The 15,845-nt window shown below is 62.4% G+C and carries 18 protein-coding genes; 7 read left to right on the forward strand and 11 right to left on the reverse strand.

The annotated features are described in order from the left end of the window. Nucleotides 1–14 precede the first annotated feature (14 nt). Entirely contained in the window at nt 15–1,436 is a 1,422-nt protein-coding gene (locus AC1DLO_RS18395) for an MFS transporter (protein WP_476891183.1), read from the forward strand. Nucleotides 1,437–1,487: 51 nt separating this feature from the next. Further along, nucleotides 1,488–1,724, forward strand: coding sequence for a hypothetical protein (locus AC1DLO_RS18400; RefSeq protein WP_476891184.1), 237 nt, complete (start codon nt 1,488–1,490; stop codon nt 1,722–1,724). A 48-nt stretch (nt 1,725–1,772) separates the two neighbouring features. On the opposite strand, the gene AC1DLO_RS18405 is transcribed toward AC1DLO_RS18400, so the two are convergent. From AC1DLO_RS18405 to AC1DLO_RS18415, 3 genes are all read right to left on the reverse strand, one after another. Beyond that, nucleotides 1,773–2,282 (reverse strand): mycothiol transferase, encoded by a 510-nt coding sequence (locus AC1DLO_RS18405; RefSeq protein ID WP_476891185.1) that lies wholly within the window; start codon nt 2,280–2,282, stop codon nt 1,773–1,775. A 111-nt stretch (nt 2,283–2,393) separates the two neighbouring features. Further along, complete coding sequence (locus AC1DLO_RS18410; protein ID WP_476891186.1) at nt 2,394–3,602, reverse strand: RNA polymerase sigma factor; 1,209 nt, start codon at nt 3,600–3,602, stop codon at nt 2,394–2,396. Between the two features lie 14 nt (nt 3,603–3,616). Then, nucleotides 3,617–3,985, reverse strand: coding sequence for a YciI family protein (locus AC1DLO_RS18415; protein WP_184737591.1), 369 nt, complete (start codon nt 3,983–3,985; stop codon nt 3,617–3,619). Nucleotides 3,986–4,183: 198 nt separating this feature from the next. Between AC1DLO_RS18415 and AC1DLO_RS18420 the strand changes: the two genes are divergently transcribed. Further along, the gene (locus AC1DLO_RS18420; protein WP_476891187.1) at nt 4,184–4,507 is read left to right on the forward strand and encodes a hypothetical protein; all 324 of its coding nucleotides are present in this window, start codon (nt 4,184–4,186) and stop codon (nt 4,505–4,507) included. A gap of 170 nt (nt 4,508–4,677) precedes the next feature. Then, on the forward strand, nt 4,678–5,433 hold the full coding sequence (locus AC1DLO_RS18425; RefSeq protein WP_184738152.1) for an ArsR/SmtB family transcription factor: 756 nt from the start codon (nt 4,678–4,680) through the stop codon (nt 5,431–5,433). A 28-nt stretch (nt 5,434–5,461) separates the two neighbouring features. Here the strand turns inward: AC1DLO_RS18425 and AC1DLO_RS18430 are convergent, their stop codons facing one another. From AC1DLO_RS18430 to AC1DLO_RS18440, 3 genes are all read right to left on the reverse strand, one after another. Next, nucleotides 5,462–5,815: a GNAT family N-acetyltransferase gene (locus AC1DLO_RS18430; protein WP_476891188.1), complete on the reverse strand. Its 354-nt coding sequence runs from the start codon at nt 5,813–5,815 to the stop codon at nt 5,462–5,464. Nucleotides 5,816–5,933: 118 nt separating this feature from the next. Further along, nucleotides 5,934–6,437, reverse strand: a complete 504-nt coding sequence (locus AC1DLO_RS18435) for a hypothetical protein (RefSeq protein WP_476914557.1) — start codon at nt 6,435–6,437, stop codon at nt 5,934–5,936. 157 nt (nt 6,438–6,594) lie between these two features. Beyond that, a complete protein-coding gene (locus AC1DLO_RS18440) occupies nt 6,595–7,389 on the reverse strand; it encodes a pullulanase X25 domain-containing protein (protein ID WP_476891190.1) in 795 nt (264 codons plus the stop codon). Nucleotides 7,390–7,632: 243 nt separating this feature from the next. Here AC1DLO_RS18440 and AC1DLO_RS18445 point away from each other — a divergent pair, with 243 nt between their 5' ends. Further along, the gene (locus tag AC1DLO_RS18445; protein ID WP_476891191.1) at nt 7,633–7,983 is read left to right on the forward strand and encodes a hypothetical protein; all 351 of its coding nucleotides are present in this window, start codon (nt 7,633–7,635) and stop codon (nt 7,981–7,983) included. Here the strand turns inward: AC1DLO_RS18445 and AC1DLO_RS18450 are convergent. Further along, nucleotides 7,976–9,001 carry an adenosine deaminase gene (locus tag AC1DLO_RS18450; protein ID WP_476891192.1) on the reverse strand — a complete coding sequence of 342 codons (1,026 nt, stop codon included), beginning with the start codon at nt 8,999–9,001 and terminating at the stop codon, nt 7,976–7,978. The genes AC1DLO_RS18445 and AC1DLO_RS18450 overlap by 8 nt on opposite strands. Nucleotides 9,002–9,253: 252 nt before the next feature. Between AC1DLO_RS18450 and AC1DLO_RS18455 the strand changes: the two genes are divergently transcribed. Further along, on the forward strand, nt 9,254–10,159 hold the full coding sequence (locus AC1DLO_RS18455; protein ID WP_476891193.1) for an MSMEG_6728 family protein: 906 nt from the start codon (nt 9,254–9,256) through the stop codon (nt 10,157–10,159). Between the two features lie 9 nt (nt 10,160–10,168). Here AC1DLO_RS18455 and AC1DLO_RS18460 read toward each other — a convergent pair whose 3' ends face one another. The 3 genes from AC1DLO_RS18460 to AC1DLO_RS18470 form a co-directional block, all read right to left on the reverse strand. Further along, entirely contained in the window at nt 10,169–10,720 is a 552-nt protein-coding gene (locus AC1DLO_RS18460; protein WP_476914558.1) for a hypothetical protein, read from the reverse strand. A 220-nt stretch (nt 10,721–10,940) separates the two neighbouring features. Next, on the reverse strand, nt 10,941–12,323 hold the full coding sequence (locus tag AC1DLO_RS18465; RefSeq protein WP_476891693.1) for a sensor domain-containing phosphodiesterase: 1,383 nt from the start codon (nt 12,321–12,323) through the stop codon (nt 10,941–10,943). Nucleotides 12,324–12,475: 152 nt separating this feature from the next. Beyond that, the gene (locus AC1DLO_RS18470) at nt 12,476–14,908 is read right to left on the reverse strand and encodes a Tex family protein (RefSeq protein ID WP_476891692.1); all 2,433 of its coding nucleotides are present in this window, start codon (nt 14,906–14,908) and stop codon (nt 12,476–12,478) included. 98 nt (nt 14,909–15,006) lie between these two features. Here AC1DLO_RS18470 and AC1DLO_RS18475 point away from each other — a divergent pair, with 98 nt between their 5' ends. Continuing rightward, entirely contained in the window at nt 15,007–15,303 is a 297-nt protein-coding gene (locus AC1DLO_RS18475) for a hypothetical protein (protein WP_476891691.1), read from the forward strand. Nucleotides 15,304–15,405: 102 nt separating this feature from the next. On the opposite strand, the gene AC1DLO_RS18480 is transcribed toward AC1DLO_RS18475, so the two are convergent. Next, the gene (locus AC1DLO_RS18480; protein WP_184737619.1) at nt 15,406–15,843 is read right to left on the reverse strand and encodes a CBS domain-containing protein; all 438 of its coding nucleotides are present in this window, start codon (nt 15,841–15,843) and stop codon (nt 15,406–15,408) included. Between the last annotated feature and the right edge of the window lie 2 nt (nt 15,844–15,845).

The following is a 15,845-nucleotide window of genomic DNA, read 5'->3' on the forward strand; positions in this document are numbered from 1 at the left end:
ACAGGACACCTCCCATGACATCAACAACCGCCACACGCGCACCCGCCGGGATCGCCCGGAGAAGCGGTAATCCGCGCAGCCGCGCCGCCAGCATTGGCCTCTGGCTCGTCATGCTGGCCCAACTCATGCTTGTCCTCGACGCGACGGTCGTGAACGTCGCGCTCCCCCACATCGCCACGGACCTCCACTTCGATCGGGCCGAGCTCAGCTGGGTCTTGAACGGCTACGCCGTTGCTTTCGGCGGCCTCTTGCTGCTCGGCGGACGGATCGGAGACGTCTTCGGCCGTCGCCGCACCTTCCTCCTGGGCGTCGCAGCCTTCACGCTCTTCTCACTGCTCGGCGGGCTGGCCACCTCGCCCCTCTTGCTCGTCATCGCACGCGCACTTCAAGGTCTCGGCGCCGCGTTCGCCGCGCCGAGCGTGCTCGCGCTCATCACCACGAGCGCACGGGACGACGGCGCGCGGAACCGAGCGCTCGCATTGTTCTCCGCCATCGCCTCGATGGGTGGCGCGCTCGGGCTCATCCTCGGGGGCTTGCTCACCGACACCACCAGCTGGCGGTGGACCCTCTTCATTAACGTGCCGATCGGCGTCGTGGTCCTCATTGCGGTGCCGCGCCTCGTCGCCGAAACTCCCCGCAGGCCTGGTCGTTTTGACATCCTCGGAGCGGTGACCGCCACGGGCGGCGCCGTCGCCATTGTCTGGGCCCTTATTCAAGCGGGCGACGTCGGCTGGTCCAGCCCGCGCACTATCGGCGGCCTCGTTGTCGGCGCGGCGCTGATCGCAGTGCTTGCCGTCACCGAACGCCGCGTTGCGCATCCGCTGCTCCGCCCCCAGCTGCTGCGCAGCCCGAGCCGCGTGGCCGCGCTGGCCGCGATGGCGGCGACCTACGGCGGGATGCTGGCAATGTTCTTCCTCATGGTCCAGTACCTCGAAGACGATCTGCATCTCACGCCCATGGTGACCGGGCTGGCGTTCCTGCCGATGCCGCTCAGCATCTTCGCGATGTCGAGGATCGTCCCGCGACTGCTTGAGCGGGTAGGTGCGGTCCGCCTGGTCATCTTTGGCACCGCCCTTCGGGTTGTCGCTTTCTTGCCGCTGACGCAACTCAACGCGAACACTCCCTTCGCCCTTGTTGTGCTGGCCCTTCTGGGTACCGGAATTTCTGCCGGCCTGACGTTCATGCCGCTCACGACGCTTGCGCTTCGCAACGTCGAACCTGAGCACGCAGGATCCGCCTCCGGGCTTTTCCAGACAATGCAGCAACTTGGTGGCGCAATCGGCCTGGCCATCGTGGCTTCGACCTACGCGGCCTTCGCCATCCCCGGCGATTTCCTGATCGGCGGGCGTGCCGGGTTCTGGTCCGCGACCATTCTCTCCGCGCTCGCGCTGGCGGCCGTCGTCGGGCTGGTCTTCAAACCCCGGACGGTGGCCTGAGTCCGCAATCAACGCTTCCTCGCCGGACACTTGACATGGCAGACTTCGGCCATGAGTATCGAGCACTGGTGGCCGAAGCTGACGCCGTCCACCCAGAAATGGCTGATCGAGAACAATGGCGACGGGGTTCCCCCGGAAGTGGTTACTGAGATCACCCAAGCTGGCGGTCCGACCACTTCCGAGGGATGGTGGATTGCCCAGAGCGGGCCCTCGGGGTTCTATTTCCCGGACGAGGCGGTCGACTGGGTCGAGGCGGTAGGAAACGGCGAGGAGCCTGGCCGGCCCTGAAAAGGCGGCGTGCTTTGGCCAACTGAACAGGCCAAGCGTGTTTCCTCCCTAACTGTCCGAGGGCTTCAGGCCCTTGGCGTAGGCGGCCTGCCCCACGTGCTGAAGGCAATCGGCAATAGTGCTGACCAGCCGCACCCCTAGAGTGACGGGCGGATCCCAACGGGTGTCCACGATGCGATCGAGGTCCCCATCGCCGAGAGTGTTCAGATAGCCGACCGTCTGCCGGTGAACGGCGTCGTAGTATTCGAGCAACAGCTGCGGCGAGGCCTGCACCGCGTCGACTTTATCGCTCGAGTGGCCGTAGCCGGTATCGCGTTGGGGCAGCGGCAGGTTGAAACGACCGGCAAACTCCTGCGAGGTCCAAACCTGTTGCAGGCCGGCGGCGGAAGCGAGCTGCGCGTCCTCCACGCGGCTGAGGTGCCAGATCAACCACGCAATCGAGTTTCCGCTCCCTGCGGGCCGGCGGAGCAAGGATTCGTCGTCGAGCCCCTCAAGAGTGACCTCAACGATCTCACGGATCCTGCCAAAGGCATCCAGCAGCAGTTCGTTGGATTTCATGGAGGCCCCTCACTGTGCGTTCTCGGTGAGCCCCATGCTTCCATGATCTGCCGGCGCTCGCTATCGCGACGACGGCCACGATCGTTAGAGCGGCGGCGCAGCCGTGACGGATCAGAGGCGGTCCGCGCGTCCTTGCAGGTAGCGGCGTTCCGGTGAACTCAGCGTCGCGCGGGCCGCCGCCTGGTAAGCCTCCCGGGCGGCACGAAAATCTCCCGACAACTCCAGGAGGTGTGCTCGCACCGAGGTCAGGCGATAGTGCCCGCCGATAATCGGTTCCTTCTCTAGTCGGTCGAGCAGCCTGAGCGCCGCTTCGGGGCCATCGACCATCGCCAGTGCGACGGCACGGTTCAGGGTCACCATCGGGTTGGACACCATGTGATCGAGGAGGCTGTAGAGCTGGAGGATCTCCTCCCAATCGGTTGTCCCGGTCGAGGACGAATCGGCATGGATGGCCGCGATCGCCGCCTGAATCAGGTATGGGCCTGCCGTCGAAGACTTCAATGCGGGGATCAAGAGTTCCTTTGCCTCCGTGATGGCCTGCCGGTTCCACAGGGAGCGATCCTGTTCATCGAGGGGGACCAAGTCGCCGTCGGGCGTGGTTCGCGCGGGTCGTCTCGCGTCCGTCAGAAGCATCAGGCAGAGCATTCCGATGCTTTCGCCGTCGCCCGGCTGAAGTCGCACGAGTTGCCTTGTGAGCCGGATCGCCTCGGCCGAGAGATCCACCCGAGTCAACTCGTTACCGGCAGCCGCGGTGTATCCCTCGTTGAACATCAAATAGAGAACCCGCTTCACGGCATCGGAACGCTCCTGCCTCTGCCCGGGAGAGAGCCGTCCGAACGCCGCGCCGGCCGCTTTGATGGTTTGCTTCGCCCGGCTGATGCGTTGAGCCATGGTCGATTCCGGCACCAGGTAGGCACTTGCTATCTCGGCGGTGGTCAGGCCACCTACTGCGCGCAAGGTCAACGCGATTTGAGATGAAGCGGTCAACGCGTCGTGACAACACAAGAACAACAGGTCCAGCGTGTCGTCTTGGTTTGCTGCCGCCTCGTTGACCCCTTCGACTGCCGCGGGATCGTCCCTGACGTAGTCCTCTTCCCTGCTCCGACGCGCAGCCTCACTCCGCACCACGTCGATAAGCCGGTTGGAGGCAACCGTGTACAACCAGGCGGCAGGGTTGTCCGGGACGCCCTGTTCCGGCCATATGGTCACAGCTTTGATCAGGGCGTCCTGCACCGCGTCCTCAGCGGTGTCGAATTGGTGGTATCGGCGGATCAACCGCCCGAGAACCTGCGGCGCAAGCTCGCGCAGCAGGCCCTCCACCGGGGTTGGCGTGCTCAGAAATCGGCCGCCTTCGAGAACATGATCGGCCGGACCTCGATGGCCAGGCCGTCGATCTTCGCGTCGGGGATCAACTTGGCCAGCTCGAGTGCGCGCTCCTTCGAGTCGACATCGACAAGGTAGAACCCACCCAAAAACTCCTTTGCTTCCAGGAAGGGGCCGTCGTGGATTTCCGGTACCCCACCCGAACTGCGAACAACGCTGCTTTTCGAAGGGTCGCCGAGCGCCTGGGTCAGAATGAACTCGCCGGATGCCGTGATCTCATCAATGAAGGCACCGTGGCCTTTCCCAATCTCCTCGCTCTGGCTGGCAGACAGCGACGCCAATACATCAGGATCGACCTGCATCATCAGGAGGTACTTCATGGTTTCCTCGTTTCATTAATCGCTGGTTCATCGTGCCGGAGAGGCGCGATCACCAAAGAGACGTAACGGAGCGCGGGACTTCGACACCACCCTACAGATTCTTCTGTCTCACCTGGTTCTTTCTGTCTCACCTGGCGAACCGCAGGCATAAACTACAAGCAGAACGCCTCTTCCGACGCCGGGGAGCTCATCATCATCATGGACACTGAATTCGCCGATGTCATCGGTCATGACGTCACCACCATCACGTGCTTGTGCGGTAACACCGTGAGCAAAGAGGGACTGATTCAGGCCAACTCAAACGGCATGCCCGTTCATGTAGGTGGAAGCACCCCTGTCCCGGCCGGACTGGCCGCATGGCCCGAAGATGAGGATCTCTACACCCTGTGTCCGTCATGCGGCCGGGTTTACCATGACACGGTCATTGAAGCGACAGGAACCGCGCCCGTGGCCTTCCAGGTCGACGTCACCACTGGCCCGATCGCCGAGGCGATCCGGATCCATTGGGACCTCAGCACCTAGTCCGCGGGGTTCGGCTTGTCCCACAGACTTCGGTCGACCGGAATCGCGAGGCAACAATCGCGAGGGCTAATAATGTCCGACCCTCCTGACAGGGTTGATTCATGGAGGGCATCGGTCAATTGGTGTCGAAACCATTGACATGTGACTAAATGGTCACCTATCCTGAATCCATGGACGCCGTCTTCAAGGCACTCTCCGACCCCACCCGCAGGGACCTGCTCGATGAGCTCTTCCGCGAGGACGGTCAGACGCTGAGCGCGCTTGAAGGACGGTTCGATATGACCCGTTTCGGGATCATGAAGCACCTCAAGATTCTTGAGGAGGCCGGGCTGGTTGTGACCCGCCGTCGTGGTCGCGAAAAGCTCCATTTCCTGAATCCGGTACCCATCAGGCTCGTCCACGACCGCTGGGTGAGCAAATATGCAGAACCATGGGCCGCTGCGTTGAGCGACCTCAAAACCAGATTGGAAAGTCCCGTGGAAAAGATCTTCGAAATCTACATCAAGACCACTCCGGAACGGCTATGGGAAGCCATCACGGACAGCGACATCCGCAGCAAATACCAGTTCGGAAACACCCACACCGCGGACTGGACACCGGGCGGCCACTACGAGATGCACAATCCCAAGGCCAACGGAATGGTCCTCGGCGAAGGCGAAAACGTGGAGGTCGATCCCCCACGCCGGCTCGTGCAAACCATGCGTGCACTGTGGGGCGAGGACGTCAAGGCCGAGGGCACCTCGCGCGTCACCTGGGAGATCGAACCCGTGGGCGATTCCTGCCACTTGACCGTCACCCACAGCGATCTCCGCGAAGGCGGCAACGACCAGATCTACGGCGGTTGGCCGATGATCCTCTCCGGCCTGAAGACCTGGCTGGAGACCGGCGATGTCCTCACCACGCCGGGCTCGCTCATGTACTTGTGAGAGTCGACGACGGCACGGCCGGCCGCTGTTAGGCCCTGGCGGCCGGAACGAGCGCCGTCTTGAGATACTCCAAGTGCGCAGGCGTCGGGGCAACCGTGTTCGCCGCATATTCCGGGTGCTTGGTGAGAAACTTCTTGATGAAGGGGCACACGGGCACAATGCGCAGCCCCTCACTCACCGTTTCATTCAGAGCCACTTCGGCGAGCCGTCCGGCGAGCCCTTGTCCCCCGTACTCCTCATTGATCACGGTGTGGTAGAAAATCCGCTGCGGCGACCCGCCGTCGTCGTACGTTTTGTACGCCGCCTTGCCGATAACACGTCCGTCAGCGAGCACTTCAAAGCGCTCGCGGTCAACGTTGTGGCGGATGGTGACATCAGTCATCGCTAGCTCCTTGGTTGAGGCCTTTGACATACCCTAACCTCGAAGCCGGGACGCTTTGTTCCCGGCACCAGGCTTGTCCAGGCGGCCATCCACCAACCGGATGTGGCACCGAAGGCGCCTAGCTCCCTGCTCTCTCCAGCAATCCCGAATTGTTCCGTGACCACAAGTTGTTCTGCGCGTCCCGGAAGGCGAGATGCGTAACGCACCAGTTCTCTTTGCGGGTGATCGGCCGGGTAAAGCCGGCCAGGGCGCTCGTGTGCTCCGCCAGCGCCCAGCCGCTGCGGTCCTTGTGCGACTCGACGAAATACTGCCCGGGCGGGAGCAGCCTTAGAGTCAATGGCCGGAGTTTGCCTGGGACGTCCTGCGCTTCCAGAACAACGTCAAAGATCGGCGTAGTGGAGCCATTGTTCACCACCACCCCGTAGGCCAAGGCCGATCCCTTTGCGTCAAGGTGGACCGCGCTCCAAGCCGCTACTTTGCCGGCTTGGGCCTTGAGCTTGTCCTCATCAGCTTTGACGTCCCTGTCTCGTTCAATCTTGTGAACGCGGGCCGCAGTTAAAGCTGCCCACGCGGCCGCAACCAAGGCAAACAAACTGCAAAACGCCGAAATCCATTCAGGCATACGTATCCCCCTACGTGTAACAAATCCACGAGGAAGATTAGGGACTGGCGTGCTGCTTGTCGAGTCAAGTGGCGGGCGTCACACGCGAAAGCGGCTTCGCACGTCCAAGTTTTCCTCCAAGTCCAAAGTTGGACTTGGAGGAAACTTGGAAAAGCAGTTACGCCGTGACGATGTCGCGCGTGGCGTGATCGTACGTGAAGATGACCTTGCCACCGTCGTGCTTTAGCTCGTGGTTGGCGCCGTCACGCACGCCGAACGCGCCGTAGTTCTCGTCCCACGAGCGGTTCAGCGCGATCTTGTACGTGTAGAAACCGGCAGGCAGCGTTGCGGTGAGGGTCCAGACCTTGCGGCGTGCATTGAACTTCATCTGCACCTCGTCGTACTGCGGGGCCCAATCTTCCGCGGCACCAAGGATCGTGTTGAAGTCACCTGCGATCGCGACGGCGGACGGCTGCTCGAGCTTCTCGACGGCGGCAGGCGCTTTGGGTGCGGCAGCTTTCTTGGGCGCTGCCTTGGCAACCGGGGTCTTTTCGGCCGCGGGGGCCTTCTTGGCCGCAGGCTTCCTGGCGGGAGCCTTCTTAACGGGGGCTGCCGGGAGCGGCGTATCCGCCGGGACAGGGGTTCCCTCAGCTAGGGCCGTGACGAACTCATCCGGCTTGGCGAAAGCGACAGTGGCACGAAGGCCGTCGTCGGTGATGGTCCAGCCCGCACGACCCTTGACCAGCCAGCCGGCCTTGACCAGCTTCGCGGTCTCGGTCGTCAGGCTCTTGTGACCGCGTGGAATGCCTCCGCTGAGGAGCTCACTTTCGCGCTCATCCAGCGGGACACGGACAATCGCCTCTGCCAGGATCTCGCCGGCATTCAACGACTTCTCGGACCACGTTCCCTCAGCCAAGACGTCCAGGACGGTCTTGAGGCGGGCACTGCTTTTTTCGACGGTGGACTTGGCCACTGGGTCTCCTTCAACGGCGAACATTCCTTCAGCAGTCTGCCAATGTTCTGTAAATTCTGGCGACTGTTCTTGGTAAACACCGTGTGTCGTGACCCACTATTACGCCCAAACGGGAACAAGTGATGGAGGGGTCTCGGGTACCGGTCAGTAGCCAACGGATTGGGTATGCTGGACGGCCTTCGGCACGATAGCGAACCAAAGACAGTTCTGGCCTTGATTCGTGTGATCGGACAAACTGGCTCCATGGCCACTATGGATCTTCGGATTTCTGATTTGGCGCAGGATTCGATTGAACGCAGCCGTCCGCATTTGGATCCGGACAGGGTGCGTTACTACCGCGCGCATCTGGACGAAGCCACCCCGATTGTGGTGTTCGACGTCGACGGAGTCTTGCTGCTCGCCGACGGTCATCATCGGGTTGCAGCGGCAGTACTGCTGGGACGGTCAACCGTCCGGGCCGATGTCCGGAAAGGCCATCGACATGATGCCCTGAAATACGCAGTGGAACACGGCAAAAACCAGCGCGGACTTACCGATCAGCAAATCATCGAGGCAATCGCGCGGCGCGGCCAGCGGCCTGAGCGGACTAATTGACGGATGCCTTCTCCCATTCAGAAACCTCGGCCAAGAGTTCGGCCTTGCGGGCCTCGTCCGCGAACGATGAACGCACCGAATTCGCCGCCAGCCGCGCCCGATCCCCAAGAGACAGCCCGTGCACTGCGACGAGCTGCTCGAAGTTGTCGTCCACGTAGCCGCCGAAGTAAGCGGGGTCATCCGAGTTCACGCTGACATTCAACCCAGCAGCCAACATCGCTGGCAGTGGGTGATCCGCCAGGGTATCGACCGCCCGCAGCCGCACATTGGACAACGGGCACACGGTCAACGGAATCTGCTCGGCCGCCAACCTTTCCACGAGGGCCGCATCTTCCATGCAGCGGATGCCATGATCGATCCTCTCCGCGCCAAGCAGATCGAGAGCCTCGTATACATAGGACGCGGGCCCTTCCTCGCCGGCGTGGGCGATCCGTCGCAGTCCGGCCTCCGCCGCGCGGCGGTACAGTCGTTCGAACTTCGACGGCGGATTGCCCACCTCAGCTGAATCCAGGCCGATGCCGGCAATTGGCGCGTTCATGGCGAGTAGCTGTTCCAGAACCTCCAGCGCAGACTCCTCGGACATGTCCCTGAGGAACGCGGCAATCAGGAGCGTCGAGACGCCGAACTCCTCCACCGACGTCGCGAGTGCAGACGCCACACCATTCACGCACGTCTCCAACGCCACCCCGCGCGAGATGTGTGCCTGCGGATCCATCATGATCTCCACGTGCCGCACGCCACCAGTCGCTGCACGGGCCAAATACGCCCTGGTCATGTCCGCGAAGTCCTGCTCGGTCCGCAGCACGGCCATGTTGGCATAGTACAAATCCAGGAACGACTGCAGATCCGTGAACTCATATCGCGCCCGCAACTCGTCCAAATCCGCGTACGGAAGCTCAATCCCGTTACGCTCCGCGAGCGCGAAAATCAGCTCGGGCTGAAGTGTCCCCTCGATATGCAGGTGCAGTTCGGCAACCGGGGGTGCCGCCGTCGTCGTCGATTCGCCAAAAGTTTCCACCCGACAAGAGTAGGACGAATAGCCGAGCGAGCCGCAGCAGTACCGCCCGCAAAGCGGAGTTCAGGGCAAATATCGGTTGATCCAGCGCAAAAGTGATCCGAAGATAGGGTGGTGCTGCAACCGGCGCTTCATGACCGCACCCGCTCACTTATTTTTACCTGCTGCGATCATCACTCCCCTGACAACGCCATCGAGGGGAAGACCACACCGCGCCAACTTGGTTCTGCGTCCTTCGGCCCTCAAACTGAAAGGATGCAGACCTTCCTCCCGTTCCCCGATTTCAAGCAAAGTGCTGCCGTCTTGGACACCGCCAGGCTTGGCAAGCAGCGTGTCGAAGCACTGCAGATCCTCCGCGCACTGGTGATCCCCGAGTTCGGCCGCCCCTCCCATCCCGCGATCCGCATGTGGATGGGCTACGTCCCAGCGCTTACCCTCTACGGCCTGGCGATGGTGGACGAGTGGGTCGCGCGCGGCAATCCGGACAACACCCGCGCCAGCATCACCGAATTCGCGCCCCAGGCAGCCCACCCGGACTATGCCTCCAAGATTCCGATGCCGCCGTGGCTCGGCGACGCCGATTTCCACTTGAGCCACCGCTCCAAGCTGCTCCAGAAAGAGCCCCGCTTCTACGCCGAGCTCTTTCCCGACACTCCGACGGACCTGGAGTACCTCTGGCCGGAGCCCAGCCACGAGTTCATTCCCGAGGACCCCTATGAGGACTTTATCTGGGTGCTTCGCGCCCCCTTGGGCGACGTGGAACCAGAGAAGATCGACAAAGTGGGGATGCCGGCCGCAGGCAAGGCCAAGGCCGCCAACAGCGACGGCGACGGCTACCAATTCGTCTACGAGTCCGAGAAGTCCCGCCGCCCCGGCAAGACCGCCCGCAAGGCGCCCAAGCAACTGGTGAAGAAGCCCACCCGCAACCGCCAGCGCCAGGACGAGGCCTTCAGGACGCTTCCGGGGAACACCCCCGTCCTTGTCCCGGTTGAGGGCGGCGCCAAGTTCGCCCTGGGCAAGATTCACGGACGGCCGATCACCCTGGAAGACGGGCGTTTCGGCCGCAACTTCGAGGTCACCAAGATCATCGACCGCTCGGACTTCGACTACCCGGCCCTGTTGCAGGATCCGCGGGCGTTCTTCCCGATTCCGGCACCCTAGCGGGTCGCATTAACCGCGCACGACGGCGGCGCTCCGGTTCAATCCTGCATACGCACATCCTATTGAAACTGGCCCGCCCCTGGGGATCAGATCAGGATTGTAGTGTGCCACGTGGCGACCCGAAATGTAGGTATCAAGCCATCCGTGACATGCCAAGATCTCTTTCCCGTTCCATCCCACGGTGACTCCGTTATAGCCCGTGCAATAGTAGTCATACTGTCCGGTCGACAGAGGGGCAACGGCACCATCAGATGTCTTTTTATTGACGGAGAAGTTCCTGCCACGGAAGTCATCCCGCGTGTCAACCCGGATTTTCAGAGCAGCCTGGGTCTCCGCGACCTGAGGTCCGTCAAGCAGCATTGCTAAAGGGTTTGTATCGCCATTGAAAGCCTGGTTTATCGCGTTTTGAATCTGATCCGGCGTCTGTATTTGCAATGCTGTTGAGGCCGGCGGGAACGGTGGAATCGTTGCGGCTGCCGCGCCGTTCATCCCGCCGAGTAACAGAGCAGCAGTCGTCATCAAAACCGCGCCGACGCTTCGAAGCTTCTTCCCAATGCTCATTTCTCTCCCCTTGAGTTGCAGCAAATGAGTGATCAGCGTAAGCGGACTTAATCGACGAAATTTCAGATTAGGTGCCCTTAGCGCCGAATTAGGTGGTGTTTCGCAGCTAATTGAGTGCCGACACGGCGAGCCGGATGAGTATTCCACCAAAGGAGTCGCATGCTCGTTGGAACATGGTAGAAATGGCCGTGTTCTGCCGGCGAAAATATTGCCTAACCCCTCAACCCTGCCGATCGCGTGACCGCGGATTCATCGACGCTTTCGTGCTCTCCCCGTCAGGCTGCGGCTCGCCCCATTGCGCCCAATCCCCCGGCTCTACAGAGGGCCGCCCAAGTAGGTAGCCCTGCCCAGCAGTCATACCGAGCCTGGAGACGGCGGTCAACTCCGCTTCGGTTTCGATCCCTTCGGCCACCAAGCCGGCTCCGATCTCCCGGGAGAACCCGACCATCGCAGCTCCCAAGGCGCGTTGGCCGGGGTCCGTGTCGATCCCGGCGATGATATCCCGGTCCAGTTTGATCAGCTCCGGCTTGAGCAAAAGTATGTGGCGCATTGACGCGAAGCCCGCTCCGGCATCATCTACGGCAATCCTCAGGCCGCTGTGACGTAAGGGTGCAAGCGCAGCTGCGAGGGGGCCGTAATCAATAACTTGGTGCCGTTCCGTCACCTCAAGCACGATCCGCTCTGTCGAAATGCCGGAGTTCGCAAGAATGTCGGGAAGCCGTGCATCAAGGCATGCCCGGGGTGAAAGATTTATGGAAACAGACAACGTGGACGGCAGCCCGATCGCAGTCGCGAGTGCGGTCTCCAGGGCAAGGAGCTCAAGATCAACATCCAGCCCCACCGCGGCGGCCTCAACGAACCACGCCTCCGGCGAAAGGCCCGGAGAGTCCAGAAACCGGGTCAAGGCTTCGGTTCCAATGATTGCGCCTGTCTCCAGGGAGCATATGGGTTGGAAGGCTGTCAGCAAGGAACGCTCAGCCAGCACTTCTTCGATCCGGCTCTTGATCTCCCCGGCCGCAAGCGTGTCGGTTATACCGGGATCAAGGATCCTGCTGGTTCCTTCGAAACCATTGGGTCGCCCGGAAGCGTCGGTAAGTGACCTTCCCGATACGTCAACCAGGACCCTGCTGCCGTCCTTGCGGCGACACACAGCACGGAGCCCGCCCCAACCGGCAGCTGGGTCCTGGCCGGGCGTTCTTAGCTGCAGAGCATCGGCCAGATCGTCAGGATCGATGATCATACTAAAATGCCTACCCAGCAATTCCGAAGGCTCATATCCAATCAATTCAACGCCCGCGGGACTGGAAAAAGTAAAGCGTCCGTCGGGTCCTATGGCCCATAACCACTCCCGGCTGGTGGTCAGCACCGTATCCATCAGGCGTTTCGCCTGGGACGCCTGAGCCCGCTCCCGGAGCTGCTGCCGTACCAAGGAAAACGACGCATAAACCACGATGGGAACCACGAGCAACGCAACAACGTCCGGTATCCAGACGGGCAAGCCAAAGGCGTCCCAGGGCTCCTCGCCAATGACCAACGGAATTCCGACTGCCAAGGCGACACCGGCCTCCATCACAATGATGACGAGCAGCCACCATTTGGGCATGGACGCCTGAATACTTCTCTCCGGCCTGCGCATTTGAATCATGCCTCCCCCTGGCACACAAACTAAGGATGCTGATCTTCTACATGATGCCACTCGTAGTTCGAGAATCAGCAGCCCTTCTTCGAAATCATCGGCCCCTCGGGCGGCCCGGCCTACTTCCCCAGCCCGGCCCGGCGGAGCGCTTCCGCCATGGCCGTGTTGACCGGCGCCTTGGGCTCAGCCTTCGCCGGCGCCCCCTTTGCCGGAACCGCGTTGCGACCCGACGAACCCTGCCCAGCCTGCGGCGCCGAACGCCGCTGGCCGCCGCCACGCTCACCGCCACCACGCTCACCCCCACGCTCGCCGCGGTCACGTCCGCCGCCACGCGAACCGGAGCCGCCCGCGGTGCCGGGTTCGTCGTCGAGCCTTAGCGTGAGCGAAATCCGCTTCCGCTCCGGATCCGCCTCCAGGACCTTCACGCGCACTACCTGTCCGGATTTCACGATCTCGCGGGGATCGGACACGAACTTATTGGCAAGCGCGGACACGTGGACCAAGCCGTCTTGGTGCACGCCAACATCAACAAACGCGCCGAATGCCGCCACGTTGGTGACAGTACCCTCGAGGATCATGCCCGGCTTGAGGTCCGAGATCTTCTCGATGCCCTCGGAGAAGGTGGCTGCGGCGAAGGCAGGGCGGGGGTCGCGGCCGGGCTTTTCGAGCTCGGACATGATGTCGCGCACGGTGGGCAGGCCGAACGACCCATCCACGAACGCCTGTGGATCGAGCGAAGACACGGCAGCCCCGCGGGAAGCAGCCACGATCTTCCGGGCCACCGAATACGCCTCCGGGTGGACGCTGGACGCGTCGAGCGGTTCTGCTCCCCCAGTGATCCGCAAGAAGCCGGCACACTGTTCAAACGCCTTGGCACCGAGCCGCGGCACCTTCTTGAGGTCGGCTCGCTTGGCGAACGGACCGTTCTCGTTGCGGTACGCCACAATATTTTCGCTCAGGAGCGGCCCGACGCCAGCCACCCGCGCCAGCAGCGCGGGCGACGCCGTGTTCACGTCCACGCCCACCGCATTCACGCAGTCTTCGACGACGGCGTCTAGGGAACGGTCCAGCTTCGCCGCCGTGACATCGTGCTGGTACTGCCCCACACCGATCGACTTGGGCTCGATCTTGACCAGTTCCGCCAGCGGGTCCTGCAGGCGCCGAGCGATAGAAACAGCTCCGCGCAGGGACACGTCCATTCCCGGTAGTTCCGCAGCCGCGAGCGCAGACGCCGAGTACACGGAAGCACCGGCCTCGGACACCACGAGTTTCTGCAAAGTAGGACCGCCGGATGCTGCCAGCGCTTTGATGAGTTGAGCGGCGAGCTTGTCCGTTTCGCGCGACGCCGTTCCGTTGCCGATCGCTACGAGCTCGACGTCGTGCTGCCGTGCCAGGCGCTCCAGCGTCACCAAGGCCTCGTCCCACTTCTTGGCCGGGGCGTGCGGATAAACGGTATCGGTGGCCACGACTTTGCCAGTGCCATCGACGACGGCCACTTTCACACCCGTGCGCAATCCCGGGTCCAGGCCCAGGGTGGCACGGTTTCCAGCTGGCGCGGCGAGGAGCACGTCGCGGAGGTTGGCTGCGAAGACCCGGACGGCTTCGTCCTCGGCCTGTGCGAACATGCGGCTACGCAGATCGTTACTCAGGCGGTCCAGGATCCTCGAGCGCCATGCGATCTGTGCGGTTTGGACGAGCCACGAATCGGCGGGCCGGCCGCGCTCGGCGACCCCAAGGCACTTGGCCACAGCGTTCTCGTACCGGCCGCGAGCCGCGGCCAGGGCGTCGTCGTCGGCTGGTTCTGCCTCGGCGAGATCCAGCTCGAGCACGCCGTCGTTCTCGCCCCGCAAGAGGGCGAGCACGCGGTGGCCGGGCATGCCGGAAGGCACCTGAGAGAACTCGAAGTAGTCCTTGAACTTCTGCCCCTCAACTTCTTGGCTCTTCTTCACACGCGAAACCATTCGGCCCTGCGTCCACAAGCGTTCGCGCAGCGTCTCGGCGAGGTCGGGGTCCTGGGAGACCCGCTCCACAAGGATCGAGCGCGCACCGGCGAGCGCCGCGGAGGCATCGTCGATGGAGTGCTCGGCGTTGAGGTACTTGGCGGCCTCGCGCTCAGGTTCGAGCTGCGGGTTCGCGAGAAGCGCATCGGCGAGCGGCTCGAGGCCGGCTTCGCGGGCGATCTGGGCTTTGGTGCGGCGCTTGGACTTGAAGGGCAGGTAAATGTCTTCCAGCCGCGACTTGGTATCGGCGCCGACGACGGCGGCTTCCAGTTCCGGGGTCAGCTTGCCTTGGGCGGCAATCGCCTCAAGGACCGTTCGACGGCGGTCCTCCAAGTCCCGCAGGTACCGGAGCCGTTCCTCGAGCTCGCGCAACTGGGTGTCATCGAGCGTCCCCGTGACTTCCTTGCGGTACCGGGCGATGAACGGAACGGTGGATCCGGCGTCGAGGAGTTCAACCGCGGCTTTGACCTGCCAGGACTTCACGCCGAGCTCTTCGGCGATCAGGGTGTGGATGGCGGCGTCTGCTGACTGGGGCTGTGGAAGATGAGTCACCCTGACATTTTGCCCTACCTAAAGACCGCGCGGAGTGCTGTAGTGGAAAGAGCCGCCGTTGATTCGGTCAGGAATGCTACTCAAGGAAGAGGCGCATCATGCAAGAACTGCTCATCATCCTGCAGGACGGCTTTGACTCCGATGACGTAGAAGTCACTGTCAATCACAAAGAGGCCCACCACGAGCGCGATGTTTCCACCAGAACGATGTTGGGAATGGCAGCCGAGATCTCCGTGGAGTTGCCCGCAAAGGGGTCCACCGTGGGCGTGGAGGTCACCAGCCGCAAGCTGAGCGCGAGCAAGAAACTCCACGGAAAAGCAAAGAGCCTGCTGGTTTCCATTGAGGACGGGGAACTGGTGCTCAGGGAAGGCACGGGCCGGGAGGCGTTTCTTTAGCCTGGTGTTCTAGGTGCGTCGGTCTTGGCCCGCAGGTCTTGGCCTGCAGGTGGAAGCGCCACGGCTTGAGAGCCGTGGCGCTTGATAGTACGGAAGTTGCAGTTAGCCCAGTTGCGCCATAGGAGTCTTGGCCGAGATGTGCTCCACCAATTCACCCACACGCTCCTCGGTGTAGTTGCGGGCGATGTCGCCCTGGCTAATGATGCCCACCAGCTTGTGGTCGGTGATGACCGGAAGGCGCCGGACCTGGTGCTTCTCCATCAGGTCGATGGCGGCGTCGATGCTGGCATCAGCATCAATCCAGATTGGCGTGCCTTGGGCGAGGTCGGCCGCTGTCTTTTGACCGGCATCCCATCCCTCGGCAACGCATCTGACCACGATGTCGCGGTCAGTGATGAATCCCTTGAGTCTTCCATCGCTGCCGCAGATCGGCAGGGAACCGACGTCCAGATCGCGCATCAGGACAGCCGCGTCACGCAACGACTGTTCTTCCTTGACGCACTGGGCATTGGTGGTCATGAATTCGCGCACAACACTCATGA

The sequence above is a fragment of the Arthrobacter sp. 01T419 genome, from assembly GCF_056398865.1.

Excerpts from the sequence above, each read along its gene's own strand:
- AC1DLO_RS18425 (WP_184738152.1), top strand. The coding sequence starts at position 4,678 with ATGGACGCCGTCTTCAAGGCACTCTCCGACCCCACCCGCAGGGACCTG.
- AC1DLO_RS18430 (WP_476891188.1), bottom strand. The coding sequence starts at position 5,815 with ATGACTGATGTCACCATCCGCCACAACGTTGACCGCGAGCGCTTTGAA.
- AC1DLO_RS18395 (WP_476891183.1), top strand. The coding sequence starts at position 15 with ATGACATCAACAACCGCCACACGCGCACCCGCCGGGATCGCCCGGAGA.
- AC1DLO_RS18445 (WP_476891191.1), top strand. The coding sequence starts at position 7,633 with ATGGCCACTATGGATCTTCGGATTTCTGATTTGGCGCAGGATTCGATT.
- AC1DLO_RS18400 (WP_476891184.1), top strand. The coding sequence starts at position 1,488 with ATGAGTATCGAGCACTGGTGGCCGAAGCTGACGCCGTCCACCCAGAAA.
- AC1DLO_RS18415 (WP_184737591.1), bottom strand. The coding sequence starts at position 3,985 with ATGAAGTACCTCCTGATGATGCAGGTCGATCCTGATGTATTGGCGTCG.
- AC1DLO_RS18475 (WP_476891691.1), top strand. The coding sequence starts at position 15,007 with ATGCAAGAACTGCTCATCATCCTGCAGGACGGCTTTGACTCCGATGAC.
- AC1DLO_RS18435 (WP_476914557.1), bottom strand. The coding sequence starts at position 6,437 with ATGCCTGAATGGATTTCGGCGTTTTGCAGTTTGTTTGCCTTGGTTGCG.
- AC1DLO_RS18405 (WP_476891185.1), bottom strand. The coding sequence starts at position 2,282 with ATGAAATCCAACGAACTGCTGCTGGATGCCTTTGGCAGGATCCGTGAG.
- AC1DLO_RS18455 (WP_476891193.1), top strand. The coding sequence starts at position 9,254 with ATGCAGACCTTCCTCCCGTTCCCCGATTTCAAGCAAAGTGCTGCCGTC.
- AC1DLO_RS18420 (WP_476891187.1), top strand. The coding sequence starts at position 4,184 with ATGGACACTGAATTCGCCGATGTCATCGGTCATGACGTCACCACCATC.
- AC1DLO_RS18480 (WP_184737619.1), bottom strand. The coding sequence starts at position 15,843 with ATGAGTGTTGTGCGCGAATTCATGACCACCAATGCCCAGTGCGTCAAG.
- AC1DLO_RS18465 (WP_476891693.1), bottom strand. The coding sequence starts at position 12,323 with ATGCCCAAATGGTGGCTGCTCGTCATCATTGTGATGGAGGCCGGTGTC.
- AC1DLO_RS18460 (WP_476914558.1), bottom strand. The coding sequence starts at position 10,720 with ATGAGCATTGGGAAGAAGCTTCGAAGCGTCGGCGCGGTTTTGATGACG.